Annotated in this window: 10 protein-coding genes and 1 pseudogene; 5 read left to right on the top strand and 6 right to left on the bottom strand. The window is 67.1% G+C overall.

The features are described from left to right. Positions 1-71 precede the first annotated feature (71 nt). Together YWC_RS28605 and YWC_RS0106965 are read left to right on the top strand one after the other, a co-directional pair. Complete coding sequence (locus tag YWC_RS28605) at positions 72-3,476, top strand: S41 family peptidase (protein ID WP_051306297.1); 3,405 nt, start codon at positions 72-74, stop codon at positions 3,474-3,476. Positions 3,477-3,581: 105 nt separating this feature from the next. Next, complete coding sequence (locus tag YWC_RS0106965) at positions 3,582-5,192, top strand: methyl-accepting chemotaxis protein (RefSeq protein WP_027864720.1); 1,611 nt, start codon at positions 3,582-3,584, stop codon at positions 5,190-5,192. Here the strand turns inward: YWC_RS0106965 and YWC_RS0106960 are convergent, their stop codons facing one another. The 3 genes from YWC_RS0106960 to YWC_RS0106950 form a co-directional block, all read right to left on the bottom strand. Continuing rightward, a complete protein-coding gene (locus YWC_RS0106960; RefSeq protein WP_027864719.1) occupies positions 5,193-6,629 on the bottom strand; it encodes a PA domain-containing protein in 1,437 nt (478 codons plus the stop codon). After that, positions 6,616-7,038: a post-PEP-CTERM-1 domain-containing protein gene (locus tag YWC_RS0106955; RefSeq protein ID WP_156923546.1), complete on the bottom strand. Its 423-nt coding sequence runs from the start codon at positions 7,036-7,038 to the stop codon at positions 6,616-6,618. The genes YWC_RS0106960 and YWC_RS0106955 overlap by 14 nt, the downstream gene beginning before the upstream one ends. Positions 7,039-7,364: 326 nt before the next feature. Continuing rightward, the gene (locus tag YWC_RS0106950) at positions 7,365-7,805 is read right to left on the bottom strand and encodes an FKBP-type peptidyl-prolyl cis-trans isomerase (protein ID WP_027864717.1); all 441 of its coding nucleotides are present in this window, start codon (positions 7,803-7,805) and stop codon (positions 7,365-7,367) included. 71 nt (positions 7,806-7,876) lie between these two features. Here YWC_RS0106950 and YWC_RS0106945 point away from each other — a divergent pair, with 71 nt between their 5' ends. From YWC_RS0106945 to YWC_RS0106935, 3 genes are read left to right on the top strand one after another with little or no spacing between them, the layout of a single operon-like run. Continuing rightward, the gene (locus tag YWC_RS0106945) at positions 7,877-8,341 is read left to right on the top strand and encodes a DUF2127 domain-containing protein (RefSeq protein WP_027864716.1); all 465 of its coding nucleotides are present in this window, start codon (positions 7,877-7,879) and stop codon (positions 8,339-8,341) included. Between the two features lie 27 nt (positions 8,342-8,368). After that, positions 8,369-9,673 carry a family 1 glycosylhydrolase gene (locus YWC_RS28600; RefSeq protein WP_051306296.1) on the top strand — a complete coding sequence of 435 codons (1,305 nt, stop codon included), beginning with the start codon at positions 8,369-8,371 and terminating at the stop codon, positions 9,671-9,673. Between the two features lie 8 nt (positions 9,674-9,681). Further along, positions 9,682-10,419, top strand: a complete 738-nt coding sequence (locus tag YWC_RS0106935; RefSeq protein ID WP_027864715.1) for an SDR family NAD(P)-dependent oxidoreductase — start codon at positions 9,682-9,684, stop codon at positions 10,417-10,419. Between the two features lie 18 nt (positions 10,420-10,437). On the opposite strand, the gene YWC_RS0106930 is transcribed toward YWC_RS0106935, so the two are convergent. The 3 genes and pseudogenes from YWC_RS0106930 to YWC_RS33505 form a co-directional block, all read right to left on the bottom strand. After that, positions 10,438-11,622: a trans-sulfuration enzyme family protein gene (locus YWC_RS0106930; protein WP_027864714.1), complete on the bottom strand. Its 1,185-nt coding sequence runs from the start codon at positions 11,620-11,622 to the stop codon at positions 10,438-10,440. Next, on the bottom strand, positions 11,619-12,998 hold the full coding sequence (locus YWC_RS0106925) for a pyridoxal-phosphate dependent enzyme (RefSeq protein ID WP_027864713.1): 1,380 nt from the start codon (positions 12,996-12,998) through the stop codon (positions 11,619-11,621). The genes YWC_RS0106930 and YWC_RS0106925 overlap by 4 nt, the downstream gene beginning before the upstream one ends. A gap of 332 nt (positions 12,999-13,330) precedes the next feature. Then, positions 13,331-13,540 (bottom strand): annotated as a pseudogene (locus YWC_RS33505) (IS481 family transposase); the annotation flags it as partial.

Genomic DNA, 13,540 nt, shown 5'->3' with positions numbered 1-13,540 from the left:
TGTATGCACGTCGTACACCCCCTTCACCTGTGGCAAACTCTTCCGCTTGAGTAACCCTTGCCATTGTGAACATGCAACTGTCCCGCACCATCCTCGCCCTGTCGCTGGCCCTGATCGGCAGCCAGGCCGCCGCCGCCGATCCCTATTTCCGTTTTCCCGCGATCCGCGGCGACAGCATCGTCTTCACCGCCGAGGGTGACCTGTGGCGCACGACGCTCCAGGGCGGCAAGGCCACCCGCCTGACCACGCATCCTTCCAGCGAAACCCAGGCTGCGATCTCGCACGACGGCAAGCTGGTCGCTTTTGCCGCCTCGTATGAAGGCGCCCAGGAAGCCTATGTGATGCCGATCGAGGGCGGCCTGCCCAAGCGCATCACCTTCGAAAACGGCGGCGTGAACGTGCTGGGCTGGACCGCGCAGGGCGAAGTCCTTGTCAGTACCGAAAATTCGGTGGGACCGTCGAAACACCGTATCGTCGCCGCCCTCGACCCCATCAAGATGACGCGCCGCGTGCTGCCGCTGGCCGACGCCAACGACGCCGTGCTGAGCGACGACGGCCGCACCGTGTTCTTCACGCGCATGGGCCTGTCGATGACCAACGATAACGTCAAGGCCTACCGCGGCGGCGCCCATGCCCAGCTGTGGCGCTACGAACCCGGCGCCAAGGGCGAGGCCACGCGCCTGTTCAAGGACGACAACGCCAACAACCGCCGCGCCATGTGGCATCAAGGCCGCATCTACTTCATCAGCGACACCGGCGGCGCCGATAACATCTGGTCCGCGCTGCCCGACGGCAGCGACCGCAAGGCGCATACCAGGCATACCGAATGGGACGTGCGCACCGCCTCGCTCGGCGACGGCCGCATCGCCTACCAGTTGGGCGCCGACCTGCGCGTGTTCGACATCGCGGCCGGCACCGACACGCGCGTAGAGGCCAGCCTGGTCTCGGACTTCGACCAGCAGCGCACCCGCCGCGTGCGCTCGCCGCTCGACGCGCTGACCAGTATCGACGTCGCCAACAAGGCCCAGCGCATCGTGCTGACGGCGCGCGGCAAGGTGACCATCGCCGGCACCGGCAGCTACCGCCGCGTCGAGATCGCGGTGCCGGACGGGGCGCGCGCCCGCGGCGCCGTGTTCAGCCACGACGACAAGTGGGTCTATGCATTCGTGGATACCACCGGCGAGAACGAGATCTGGCGCTATGCCGCCGACGGTTCCGGCAAGGGCGAGCGCCTGACCATCGACGGGGCCAGCCACCGTTCCGGCATCTATCCGTCGCCAGACGGCAGGTACCTGGCCCACACCGACAAGAAGGGCCGCACCTGGCTGCTCGACCTGCAGGCCAGAACCAACGTCATCATCGACGACGCCAACCAGGTCGGCGCCGAGCGTCCGGACCAGGTGGTGTGGTCGCCGGACAGCCGCAACCTGGCGTTTGTCCGGGTCGGCAGCAGCGAGCAGCGCAACCAGATCGGCATGTATAACCTGGCCAGCAAGAGCATGGCCTTTGTCACCACCGACCGCTACACGGCCAACTCGCCGGTGTTCTCGCCGGACGGGAAGTGGCTGTATTTCCTGTCCGCGCGCCACTTCAATGTGGGTAACGCCGGCCCCTGGGGCGACCGCAACATGGGCCCGGTGTTCGACCGTCGCGTCGGCATCTATGCGCTGGCACTGCAGCCGGGCGTGCGCTTCCCCTTCAAGCCCGAGGACGAGCTGACCAAGCCGGAAGTGGCATCGCCCGAGGCCGCCGCGCGCGCCGCGGTCCAGACCCCCGGCAAGGAAGAAGCCGACAAGACCGCCGCCGTCGCCGCGGCCGCGGCGGCCACTGCGGCGGCGAATGCGGCTGACCCCAAGGCCAAGGCAGCGCCGACCCCGGCGATCGACTACGCCGGCCTGCGCGAGCGCCTCTACGAAGTGCCGGTCGCGCCGGGCAACTACCGCGCCCTGGCCATCGACGAGAAGCGCCTGTACGTCCTCGAATCGGACAACGGCCGCAGCGGCGCGCTCAAGACCCTCGAGATTTCGCGCAGCAGCCCGCAGCTGGAAACCTTCGTGAACAACGTGCGCGAGTTCGGCCTGAGCACCGACCGCAAGCATGTCTTCTACCGCACCTTCCATGCCACCGGACCGGGCGAGATGCTGATCGTCGCCGCCGGCGCCAAGGCCCCGGCCGACGTGTCGAAGGCGCGCATCAAGATCGACGACTGGGCGGTGAGCACCAACCCGCGCCTGGAGTGGAAGCAGATGTTCAGCGATGCCTGGCGCATGCACCGCGACTTCCTGTACGACGCCAACATGCGCGGCATCGACTGGGTGGCCGTGCGCAACCGCTACGCGCCGCTGGTCGAGCGCGTGACCGACCGCGCCGAGCTCAATGACGTGCTGGGCATGATGGTGGGCGAGCTCGGCGCGCTGCACTCGCAGATCATCCCGGGCGACGTGCGCCGCGCCGCCGGCGAGGGCGTTCCCTCGAGCCTGGGCGCCGTGCTGTCGCGCACGCCCGAGGGCTTCCGCGTCGACCGCGTCTACCGCAGCGAACCCGAGCTGCCGTCCGAGCGCGGGCCGCTGGCGGCGCCGGACGTCGGCGTCAAGGAAGGCGACATCATCACCGCCGTGAACGGCAAGTCGCTGGCGGAAAGCAGGGACATCGCCGACCTGCTGCTCGACCAGGCCGACAAGCAGGTGCTGCTGCACGTGAAGAGCGGGGCAGGCAAGCCGCGTCCCATGATCGTGACGCCGGTGTCGATGGCGCAGCACGCCAGCCTGCGCTACGCCGACTGGGAGCAGGGCAGGGCGCAGCAGGTCGACCAGGCCTCCAAGGGCAAGATCGGCTACCTGCACCTGCGCGCCATGGTGGCGCGCGACATCAACGCGTTTGCCCGCGACTTCTACGCCAACATCAACAAGGAAGGCCTGATCATCGACGTGCGCCGCAACAACGGCGGCAACATCGACAGCTGGATCATCGAGAAGCTGCTGCGCCGCTCGTGGGCATTCTGGACCTCGAACGGCACCCTGCCGCAGTCGAACATGCAGAACACCTTCCGTGGCCACCTGGTGGTGCTGATGGACGAGCTGACCTACTCGGACGGCGAGACCTTCGCCGCCGGCGTCAAGGCCCTGAAACTGGGCCCGCTGGTGGGCAAGCGAACCGCCGGCGCCGGCGTCTGGCTCAGCGACGGCAACAGCCTGGCCGACAACGGCAGGGCGCGCGTGGCCGAGTTCGGCCAGTTCGCCGCGGACGGCGAATGGCTGATCGAAGGCGTGGGCGTGTCGCCCGACGTCGAGGTCGACAACCTGCCGCACGAAACCTTCGAAGGCCGCGACCGCCAGCTGGAAGTGGCGATCGGACTGCTCGAGAAGAAGATGAAGGAGCAGCCGGTCATGCCCTGGAAGCCGGCCGCGATCCCGGCGCTCAAGCGCCAGTGGGAAGCCGGCGAGGCTGCTGGCAAGGCGCCGCCAACCAACAAGTAAGCGCCTCCCTCCCGTGACATTCGCAGGCGCGGATGTCACGGATTTTCATCGCCCTGTCACATTGCATTTTTAGACTGCAGGTATCCGATCAACTCGATACCTGCCATGCACCTCGCGAAGCTCCAGACCGGCACCAAGATCCTCGGCGCCTTCGGCATCGTCTCCTTCCTCCTCCTGATCATCTCGGCCGTGGCGCTGTGGCGCATGCAGTCCAACGATGCCCTCACCACCGACCTGGTCTACGACAAGCTGGCCAGGCAGCAGCTGGCCTCCGACCTGCTCGGCGTCGAACGCCTGAACGGCTCGCGCACGGTCGCCATCGCGCGCAGCGACAGCCTGGAGCTGGCGGACTACTTCGGCGCCCAGCTGGCCCAGGGCAGGAAGGCCGCCGCCGATCTCGAAGCGAAACTGGGCAAGCTGCCGCGCACGCAGGCTGAAGCCGCCCTGATGGCGCAAGCCGGCGGCCACAAGGCGGCGCTGGACAAGGTGCAGGCCGCGCTGTTCCAGGCCAAGGACCTCGGCCAGACCGGCGTCGTCGAGCAGCTCGTCGGCGGCGACTGGGAGCAAGGCTACCAGGCCTACACGGGTGCGCTGGAAGCCTTGCTGGCCCACGAAACCGACGCGGCGCACCGCCTCGCCAGCGAATCGGCCTCGGCCTCGCTGTTCGGAAAATCCTTGGTGCTGGCGCTCGGCCTCGGCGCCCTCGGTATCGGCGCGCTGCTCGCCTGGATGCTGACCCGGAACATCGTCGGCCCGCTGCAGCAGGCCGTCAGCCTGGCCGAGCAGGTGGCGAAGGGCGACCTGCGTCCGGTCATCCGCCACGCGCGTGCGGACGAGATCGGCCGCCTGTTCGACGCCCTCAACGGCATGACCGGTGGCGTCGCGGCCACCGTGTCCCAGGTACTGGCCGGCGCCCGGGCGATCGATTCGGTATCGGGCGAGATCGCCGACGGCAACCAGGACCTGTCGCGCCGCACCGAGCGCCAGGCAGCCAGCCTGCGCCAGACCGTCGGCGCGATGGAAGAACTGCGCGAAGCCATCGACCGCAACAATGCCAGCGCCCGCTCGGCGAATGCGCTGGCGCAGTCGGCCTCGAGCGTCGCCACCCGCAGCGCCCAGGCGGTCGACGAGGTGGTGGCGCGCATGGGCGCGATCAAGGCCTCGGCCGACCGGATCACCGACATCACCGGCATGATCGACAGCATCGCCTTCCAGACCAATATCCTGGCGCTGAACGCGGCGGTGGAAGCGGCGCGCGCCGGTGCCGAGGGACGCGGCTTCGCGGTGGTGGCGGCCGAGGTGCGCAGCCTGGCCCAGCATTCGGCGTCGGCGGCGAAGGAGATCAAGAAGCTCATCAAGGATTCGAGCGCGGAGATCGCCGCCGGCACCGGCATCGCCGGCACCGCGGGCGAGACCATGCGCGCCGTACTGGCCCACGTGCACGACGTGGCCGGCCTGCTCGACACTATCTCCACCGCCAGCGGCGAGCAGGCCAGCGGCGTGGCCCAGGCCAGCCAGGCGATCGCCGAGATGGACGAGTCGACCCGGCAGAACGCGGCCATGGTGGAGCAGGCGGCCAGCGCGGCCGGGGCGATGCGCCGGCAGGCGGCCGAGCTGTCGGAACTGGTGGCGACCTTCAAGCTGCGCCAGGGCGCGCATGCGGACGAAAAAAAGCCGCCTGCAAGCAGGCGGCTTTCGCTGGAAACGGCGGCGTGATTACCAGCCGATGTCCTTGAACAGTTCCATCGTCAGGTCGGTCGGCGCCGTCACCGAGTGGGTCAGGTCGGCATTGATCGACGGTTCCATCAGCTGGTTGCGGGTGGTCGCGGTGTTGTAGTGCGACACCGACGAGCCCTGCTGGAACGGATTCGGCGTGAACATCGTGACGCGGCCCTGTGCATCGGCGCCCGAGAGCTGGGTCTTGGAACGTTCGAGCTTGCCCACGGTGCCGTTCGCGTTGCCGTTCGGCTTGGTCAGGCTGGCGAGGATCGTCGCGCCGTCGGCCTGCGACACGCGCACGGCCGGGATGGTGATCGACGGATCGGCGCCGCCCAGGCCGGTGACTGCGCCCGGTGCGTTGTCGGCCACGATCACGCCGATCGCGCCGGCGTCCTGGGCGTTCTTGACCTTGACCGTGAAGCCGCAGGTGCCGCGGCTGACCAGGGCGATCTTGCGGCGCACCGCTTCGGCGTTGGCGGCATTGAACGGCGTGCAGGCCGAACCCGGGCTGTCAGGCTGCAGGGCCACCGCGGCGATCTGGCCGGTCAGCGGCGACTTGTCGATCTTCGGACCGAAATCGGCTTCGCCGACGGCGTACAGGTCGCCGGACGGCGAGTTGGCGCCGACGCCGATCACGCGCAGCTGGGCGGTCGGAGTCAGGACCGATGGTGCGGCCGCGGTGACGCGGGCGCCGGTCCAGGACAGGCCGCCCGGCTTGAGCGCCGATGCCGCACGCTCGGCGTTGGTCATGTCGATCCACAGCTTGCCGGTGGTGTTATCGAGCAGGAAGGTATCCCAGACCGACGCACGTCCGGCGAATGGGGCACCGGTCGCGCCGCTGGTGAAGGTCTGGAAGCCCAGGCCGTGGCCCATTTCGTGCAGCAGGGTGGCGACGAAGTCGATGTTGTTGCCTTCGTTGGCATCCAGGCCCAGGTAGAACGCGCTGCCTGCCAGGCAGTCCGACTTGCCGAGGTTGGAATTGAAGCGCGCCGTGATCTGGCCACCCGGCGAGGTCGAGATTTCGCTGCCGTACAGCTTGTTGGCCAGGGCATACGAATACCAGACGTCGGTCTTCGGCGCGCCCTTGAAGTTGGCGAACACCTGGGTGGCGCCGGCGCTGCCCAGCACCGCGCTGGTCGCGGTGCACGACAGCGGCTCGAAGGTCGCATTGATGACGATCGGGACGTCACTGGTCAGGGTCTTGCCCCAGATATTGGCCGCGTGCGTGAACGCGATCAGGCGCTGCTGGCCGATGGTGGTGCCGGTGTTGCCGCCGATGGGCGTCGCCGGGGTCGTCTCGTTGAAGCCGATGCCGGGCGCGTTCAGGTTGTTGATGACGATCTTGGCAGCTGCCTGTGCAGTGCCCATGCTGCCGCAGGCCAGGGCCAGGGCCGCGGCTACCAGAGTGAGGCTTGGACGCTTATTCGACTTCATTCTGGTGCTCCTTGGCGTGCGTGGACACTGGGGTGGACAGGGCAGAGTGGGCTGCATGCGAGCCGTGGGCGCACTCGGCTTCGAGCTTGCCGTCCGCGGTGCGGCGCACCACCGTGTGCATCATCGACTCCTCGTCGACGTGGGCGGCAAGGACGCCGTTCTGCTGCAGGCTGGCGACGCCGGCGACCGGGGCGCCGGAGGCTGCGCGGGCGGCCTTCTGGGCTTCGCGCTCCGCTTTGCGCAGCTCGTTCAGTTTCTGTACCTCAGCGGCAGTCGCATTGCGCAGCTTGCCGGTGCGCTGGTCCTTGGCAACGGTCTGGCCTTCCTGTCCGGCAGCGAGCGCCGATCCGGCGAACGCCAGCGCCGCGATGGCGACAGCGCTACGCAGCATGGATACACGAATTTGCATGTTGTGTTTTCTCTCAGAAAAATATACGTCAATCGGTACAACTTTTCTTTCCCCGTCTCTAGAGCCGGTTGTCAACAACTATAGCTTTGGAAATAACGAAACTGAACACAACTATTAAAAATTTTATATCTTTGTTTTAGTTGATGTGCATATAAAATTCGGCTTTCTCTCTCAAAAGTCTGATGTAAATACAGTTTCTTCGCGCGTTGTTTTTTGTGCGCAAGACACTTCAGGCTGAACTGTGGTATTGACGCACGCGCGGTCCTGCACTAGGACGCAGCGATATGGGAGAGGGGCGCCGGCGCAGTTGCCGGCGCCATGAAGACTCAGCGCACGTCGAGCAGTTCGACGTCGAAGATCAGGTTGGCATTCGGCGGGATCGGGCCGGCGCCCGAGCTGCCGTAACCCATGCTGGCCGGAATGATGAGGGTGCGCTTGCCGCCGACCTTCATGCCGGCCACGCCCGCATCCCAGCCGGGAATGACCTGTCCGCCGCCGAGGTGGAAGCTGAACGGCTCGCGTCCGCTCGAGGAGTCGAACTGGGCGCCGCGCTTCGATTCGGTGTTCGGCTCGTACAGCCAGCCGGTGTAGTGGACGACCACGGTGGCACCGTCGGTCGCTTCCTTGCCGGTACCGGCCACGGTGTCGATCTTTTGCAGCGCCACGCTGTCGGCGGCCGCCGCGGGAGGGGTTTCGGCGCGCTTGCAGCCGGTGACGGCCAGCGTCATGCTCAAGCCAAGGATGCAGTAGGAGATCAGCTGTTTCAAGGTATTCTTTCGTAAAAGGGACAGGGCGAAGGCAGCGGCAGTATACATGCGATCGCCCCACGGGAGAACGCATGCGCCTGTCGCAGGGTCTACGCGCCGTCGCCGCGCTCGAGGCGGCCAAGGGCATGGTGGTGTTGTTGACCGGCTTCGGCCTGTTCGCGCTGCTGCACCGCGACGTCCAGCGCCTTGCCGAGCTGCTGGTGGCGCACGCGCACCTGAACCCCGCATCCCACACGCCCCCGGTGTTCGTCGAGCTGGCAGGGCGGCTGGACGACGCGCGCCTGCTGCAGCTTGCGGCGGCGGCCCTCGCGTATTCAGGCCTGCGCATGGTCGAGGCCTACGGCCTGTGGCATGGCCGTGCATGGGCGGAAGGCCTGGCGGCGGCCAGCGGCGCCATCTACCTGCCGTTCGAGCTGGACGAACTGGCGCACCGTCCCGGCCTGCTGAACGCCGGCCTGCTGGCCGTTAACCTGGCCATTGTCGCTTTCATGGTCTACAGTTTGAAGAGGCGCCGCGCAGCGCACCGATCCGATTGACACGCGTGGCCCACGTACGGACCGCATATGGTATCGAACCAACCCGGATTCCTCTTTGCCACCGGCATCGAGAACAGCATCCCGACCATCGACGGCGGCCGGGTCCGCATGGACGAGATGGACAAATGCGGGCACTACCGCCATTGGCGGCGCGACTTCGACCTGGTGCAGGAAATCGGCATCCGCTTCCTGCGCTACGGCCCTCCCTTGCATACGACGCTGGTCGGGCCGGGGCGCCATGACTGGGCGTTTGCCGACGCGGTGTTTCCCGACCTGCGGCGCCGCGGCCTGGTGCCGATCGTCGACCTGTGCCATTTCGGCCTGCCCGATTTTCTGGGCGACTTCCAGAACCCGGACTTTGCCGCGATCTTCGCCGACTATGCGCGCGCCTTTGCCCAGCGCTATCCCTGGGTCCAGCTGTACACGCCGGTCAACGAGATGTCGATCTGCGCGCTGTTTTCCGCCCTGTACGGCTGGTGGAACGAGCAGATGCGCAGCGACCGGGCCTTCGTCACCGCGCTCAAGCACATCGTGAAGGCCAACCTGCTGGCCATGCGCGCCATCCTCGAGGTGCGCCCGGATGCGCTGTTCGTCCAGAGCGAATCGACCGAGTACTTCCACGCCCGCTCGCCCGCCGCGATCGGCCCGGCCGAGACCAGGAACGCGCGCCGCTTCCTGTCGCTGGACCTGAACTACGGCCGTCGCGTCGACTCCACCATGTACGAGTACCTGCTCGACAACGGCATGACGCGCGACGAGTACCACTTCTTCCTGAACAACAACCTCAAGCATCACTGCATCATGGGGAACGATTATTACCAGACCAACGAGCACCATGTGTCGGCGGGCGGCTCGACCATGGCGTCCGGGGAAATCTTCGGCTACGCCGTGATCACGCACCAGTACTACAACCGCTACCGCCTGCCGGTGATGCATACCGAGACCAATCTGTGCCAGGGAGCGTGTGGGGACGAGGCCGTGAAGTGGCTGCGCAAGGAGTGGGCCAACGTGCTGCGGGTACGTAACAACGGCGTGCCCCTGGTCGGCTTCACCTGGTACTCCCTGACCGACCAGGTCGACTGGGACACCGGCCTGCGCGAGAACAACGGCCATGTGAACGCCCTCGGCCTCGCCGACCTCGACCGCCAGCTGCGCCCGGTCGGGCTGGCCTACCGCGACCTGATCCGGGACTGGACCGAAGTGCTGCCCACCCAGAGCGTGTGCCTGCAGGTGCCGCTGGCGCTGGACAACGACTACCCCGGATTCGACTTCGCAGCGCCGCACACGGCGCCGGCCGAGGCGGCGACCGGCGCACCCAGGAACACGGAATAGGAGGGCGTATGCGCTTCGACGGCAAGCTCGTTCTCGTCACCGGCGCCGCCGGCGGCATCGGCCTCGCGGCGGCCAAGCGCTTTGCTGCCGAAGGCGCCAGCCTGGCGCTGGTCGACCGCGATGCGCTCGCCCTGCCGGCGGCGGCCGCCGCGGTGGGCGGGTGCGGCGCCGGCGAGGTCATGGAGGTAGTGTGCGACGTCGGCGCGGAGCAGGAAGTCGGCGCCGCCGTCGGGAAGGTCCTGCAGCGCTTCGGGCGGCTCGACGTGGTGGTCAACAACGCCGGCCTGATGGTCTTCAAGCCCATCGTGGAACTCGACGCGGCCGACTGGACGAAGGTGCTGCAGGTCGACCTGCTCGGGGCCTTCTTCTTCATCAGGCAGGCCTTCCTGCACATGGGGCAGGGCGGGGCGGTCGTCAACGTCGCGAGCGTGCATGCCCTGGAGACCGAAGTCAAGGTGGCGCCCTACGCGGCCGCCAAGGCCGCCTTGCTGTCGCTGACGCGCTCGGCGGCGCTGGAAGGCGGGCCCAGGGGCATCCGGGTCAATGCCGTGCTCCCTGGCGCGGTCGACACGCCGATGCTGTGGAATAACCCGGAGGTCCAGTCCGGGGTCGAGCACATCGATGCGGCCGAGGTGGGCAAGCCCGCCGACATCGCCGCGGCGATCGCCTTCCTGGCTTCGAGCGACGCCGCCTTCATCCAGGGCGCCTCCCTGCTGGTGGACGGCGGGCGCCTGTGCCGCCTGTAGCGGGTCCGAACCGCGCCCTCAGATCGCGGCCAGCGCCCGGCGCAGGTCGTCGCGCTGGTCTTCCAAATGCTCGATGCCGACTGACAGGCGGATCAAGCCGTCGCCGATGCCCAGCCCGGCGCGCTGCTCGGCCGGGATGCTGGCATGGGTCATCAGGGCAGGGTGCTCGATCAGGCTCTCGACGCCGCCCAGGCTCTCGGCCAGGGTGAACACCTCGCAGGCTTCCAGGAAGCGCCTGCTGCCGGCCAGGTCGGTGGCCAGGTCGATCGACACGATGCCTCCGAAGCCGTTCATCTGGCGCCGCGCCAGCGCGTGCTGCGGATGCGATTCCAGGCCCGGATAGAACACCTTGCGTACCTTCGGCTCGCGTTCCAGCCACTGGGCCAGCGCCAGCGCGTTGGCGCTGCTGCGCTCCACCCGCAGGGCAAGTGTCTTGATCCCGCGCAGCACCAGGAAGCTGTCGAAAGGACCCTGGATCGCGCCGACGGCGTTCTGGATGAAGCCGAGCCCCTCGGCCAGGGCCGCATGGCGCTCCTCCTTGCCGACCACCGCCACGCCGCCGATCACGTCGGAATGGCCGTTCATGTACTTGGTGGTCGAGTGCACCACGATGTCGAAGCCGAGTTCCAGCGGACGCTGGACAATCGGGCTGGCGAAGGTGTTGTCGCACACAGTGATGATGCCACGCGCGCGGCACAGGGCCGCGATGGCCGCCAGGTCGGCCAGCTTGAGCATCGGGTTGGTCGGCGTTTCCACCCACACCAGCCGGGTTTCAGGCGTGAGCGCCTTGGCGAGCGCATCCGGATCGGTCAGGTCGGCGTAGGCGAAGCTGTGGCCGGCGCTCTTCCTGCGCACGCGCTCGAACAGGCGGAAGGTGCCGCCATACATGTCGTCGCCCGCCACAATGTGCGAGTTCGCCGGCAGCAGCTCCAGCACCGCCGCGATCGCGGCCAGGCCGGAGGCGAAGGCGAAGGCCGCGCTGCCGCTTTCGATGTCGGCCACGCAGCGCTCCAGCGCCCAGCGCGTCGGGTTGTGCGAGCGGCCGTAGTCCAGGCCCTTGTGCACGCCCGGGCTCTCCTGGCGGAAGGTCGAGGTGGCGAAGATCGGCGGCATCACGGCGCCGGTGCCTGGCTCCGGCGCCTGGCCGCCGTGGATCACGCGGGTGGCGAGGTGTTTTTTGTGGTCGGTCGGGTTATTGCTCATGAGAGGGTCCTGCGAAGGTGGTTGAGCAGGTCGTAGCGCGTGATCAGGCCGTAGAAGCGTTCGCCGTCATGGATCACGGCCGTCAGCCCGCGGTCGAGGATCTCGCGCAGGTGGCCCATGCTGGCTGTGGGCAGCAGGGTCTGGAGCGAGGAAGTCATGGTGCTCGACACCGGCGCGCTGAAGTGCTTGGGTTCGGCGGTGACGTGCAGCAGCAGGTCGGACTCGTCGATCAGGCCGGCCAGCCGGCCCTTGTCGTCGATCACGGGCAGCTGCTGCAGGTCGGCGTTGCGCATGCGGTTGAAGGCGGTGAGCAGGGTGTCGGAGGGCGATACCGTGACCACTTCGCCTTCGTCGTAGCGGCGGCCGATCAGGTCGCGCAGGTCGCCCGTCCTGGGACGCGTCTTCAAGCCCTGGTCGACCATCCACCCGTCGCTGTACACCTTGCTCAGGTAGCGGGTGCCGGTGTCGCAGACAAAAGAAACGACGCGTTTCGGACGGGTCTGCTCGCGGCAGTAGCGCAGGGCGGTGGCCAGCAGGGTCCCGGTGGACGAGCCGGCCAGGATGCCTTCCTGCTGCAGCAGCAGGCGCGCGGTGCCGAAGCTTTCCTCGTCGGAGATGGTGTAGGCCTTCTTCACGCGCGACAGGTCGGCGATGCCGGGGATGAAATCTTCGCCGATGCCCTCGACCGCCCAGGAACCGGCGTCAAGGCGCAGCACGCCGGTGTTGATGTAGTCGGCCAGGATCGAGCCCTGCGGGTCGGCCAGCACGAATTCCAGGTTCGGCTGGGTCTTCTTGAAATAGCGCGACAGGCCGGTGAGGGTGCCGGACGAGCCGACCCCGACCACGATGGCATCGAGCTTGTGGTTGACCTGGTCCCAGATCTCGGGACCGGTGGTGGTTTCATGGGCGCGCGGGTTGGCCGGGTTGTTGAACTGGTCGGCGAACCAGGCGCCGGGGATCTCCCTGGCCAGGCGCGCCGCATAGTCCTGGTAGTACTCGGGGTGGCCCTTGCCGACGTCGGAGCGGGTCAGGTGGATCTCGGCGCCGAGCGCCTTCAGGTGCAGGATCTTCTCGGCCGCCATCTTGTCGGGGACGACCAGCACCACGCGGTAGCCCTTGATGCGCGCCACCAGGGCCAGCCCCAGGCCGGTATTGCCGGCGGTGGCCTCGACCACGGTGCCGCCCGGCTCCAGCAGCCCGTCGTGCTCGGCCTGCTCGATCATGGCGCGGCCGATGCGGTCCTTGATGGAGCCGCCGGGATTCTGGGATTCGAGTTTCAGGAACAGCTGGCAGGGACCGGTGTCGATCCGGGTCACTTCGATCAGGGGGGTGTCACCGATCAGGGAAAACAAAGCCGCTTGCGACGCATGTTGCATAGTGCCTCCGTCAGGCCGGGCAGGGGCCCGGGCGGTGCGCCGCTTGATGGGCAGGCGCTAGTCGAAGAGCTGGCGCTTGCTCGTATCAATGGGCGCCAGGCCATGTAAAAAAGTCATGATACGGCGATAATTTAACATGGTGTTGATCCAGCGCGGGGTGGGGAATTTGTAGGGTGGGCGGCTTGTCCGCCCACGCGGTGATGGTTATCGGCCTCGTTTTCGGGCGCGATGATCTTGCTGCAAACTATCACCGCGTGGGCGGGAGACCCTGTATGGCACAGGGACATGGGTTACACATGTCTAGAGACATAGGTGACACATGTCGAACCATTCTACGCCTTAATCCTGAGGTCGATTTCTGCGACTTTTCGCGTACAGAACATGACGTCGAAGAGTCCATCGGTGTCAGTGGGCTTGACCGCAACAGGCTCTCCAGCCAGGCCCTCTCCGATATACGGTTGCAAACCTGAGAAACTGATGCAGCCGCTTTGTTTGACCTTCCTGACGTCGTCCTCATTGTCATACTCGACGTCGGGGAGCTG

Source organism: Massilia alkalitolerans DSM 17462 (assembly GCF_000427785.1).
Classification (GTDB): domain Bacteria; phylum Pseudomonadota; class Gammaproteobacteria; order Burkholderiales; family Burkholderiaceae_D; genus Telluria; species Telluria alkalitolerans.
The sequence above is the reverse complement of the archived record's forward strand: the minus strand, read 5'-3'. Positions and strand labels throughout refer to the sequence as shown.

Excerpts from the sequence above, each read along its gene's own strand:
- YWC_RS28605 (WP_051306297.1), top strand. The coding sequence starts at position 72 with ATGCAACTGTCCCGCACCATCCTCGCCCTGTCGCTGGCCCTGATCGGC.
- YWC_RS0106965 (WP_027864720.1), top strand. The coding sequence starts at position 3,582 with ATGCACCTCGCGAAGCTCCAGACCGGCACCAAGATCCTCGGCGCCTTC.
- YWC_RS0106960 (WP_027864719.1), bottom strand. The coding sequence starts at position 6,629 with ATGAAGTCGAATAAGCGTCCAAGCCTCACTCTGGTAGCCGCGGCCCTG.
- YWC_RS0106955 (WP_156923546.1), bottom strand. The coding sequence starts at position 7,038 with ATGCAAATTCGTGTATCCATGCTGCGTAGCGCTGTCGCCATCGCGGCG.
- YWC_RS0106945 (WP_027864716.1), top strand. The coding sequence starts at position 7,877 with ATGCGCCTGTCGCAGGGTCTACGCGCCGTCGCCGCGCTCGAGGCGGCC.
- YWC_RS28600 (WP_051306296.1), top strand. The coding sequence starts at position 8,369 with ATGGTATCGAACCAACCCGGATTCCTCTTTGCCACCGGCATCGAGAAC.
- YWC_RS0106935 (WP_027864715.1), top strand. The coding sequence starts at position 9,682 with ATGCGCTTCGACGGCAAGCTCGTTCTCGTCACCGGCGCCGCCGGCGGC.
- YWC_RS0106930 (WP_027864714.1), bottom strand. The coding sequence starts at position 11,622 with ATGAGCAATAACCCGACCGACCACAAAAAACACCTCGCCACCCGCGTG.
- YWC_RS0106925 (WP_027864713.1), bottom strand. The coding sequence starts at position 12,998 with ATGCAACATGCGTCGCAAGCGGCTTTGTTTTCCCTGATCGGTGACACC.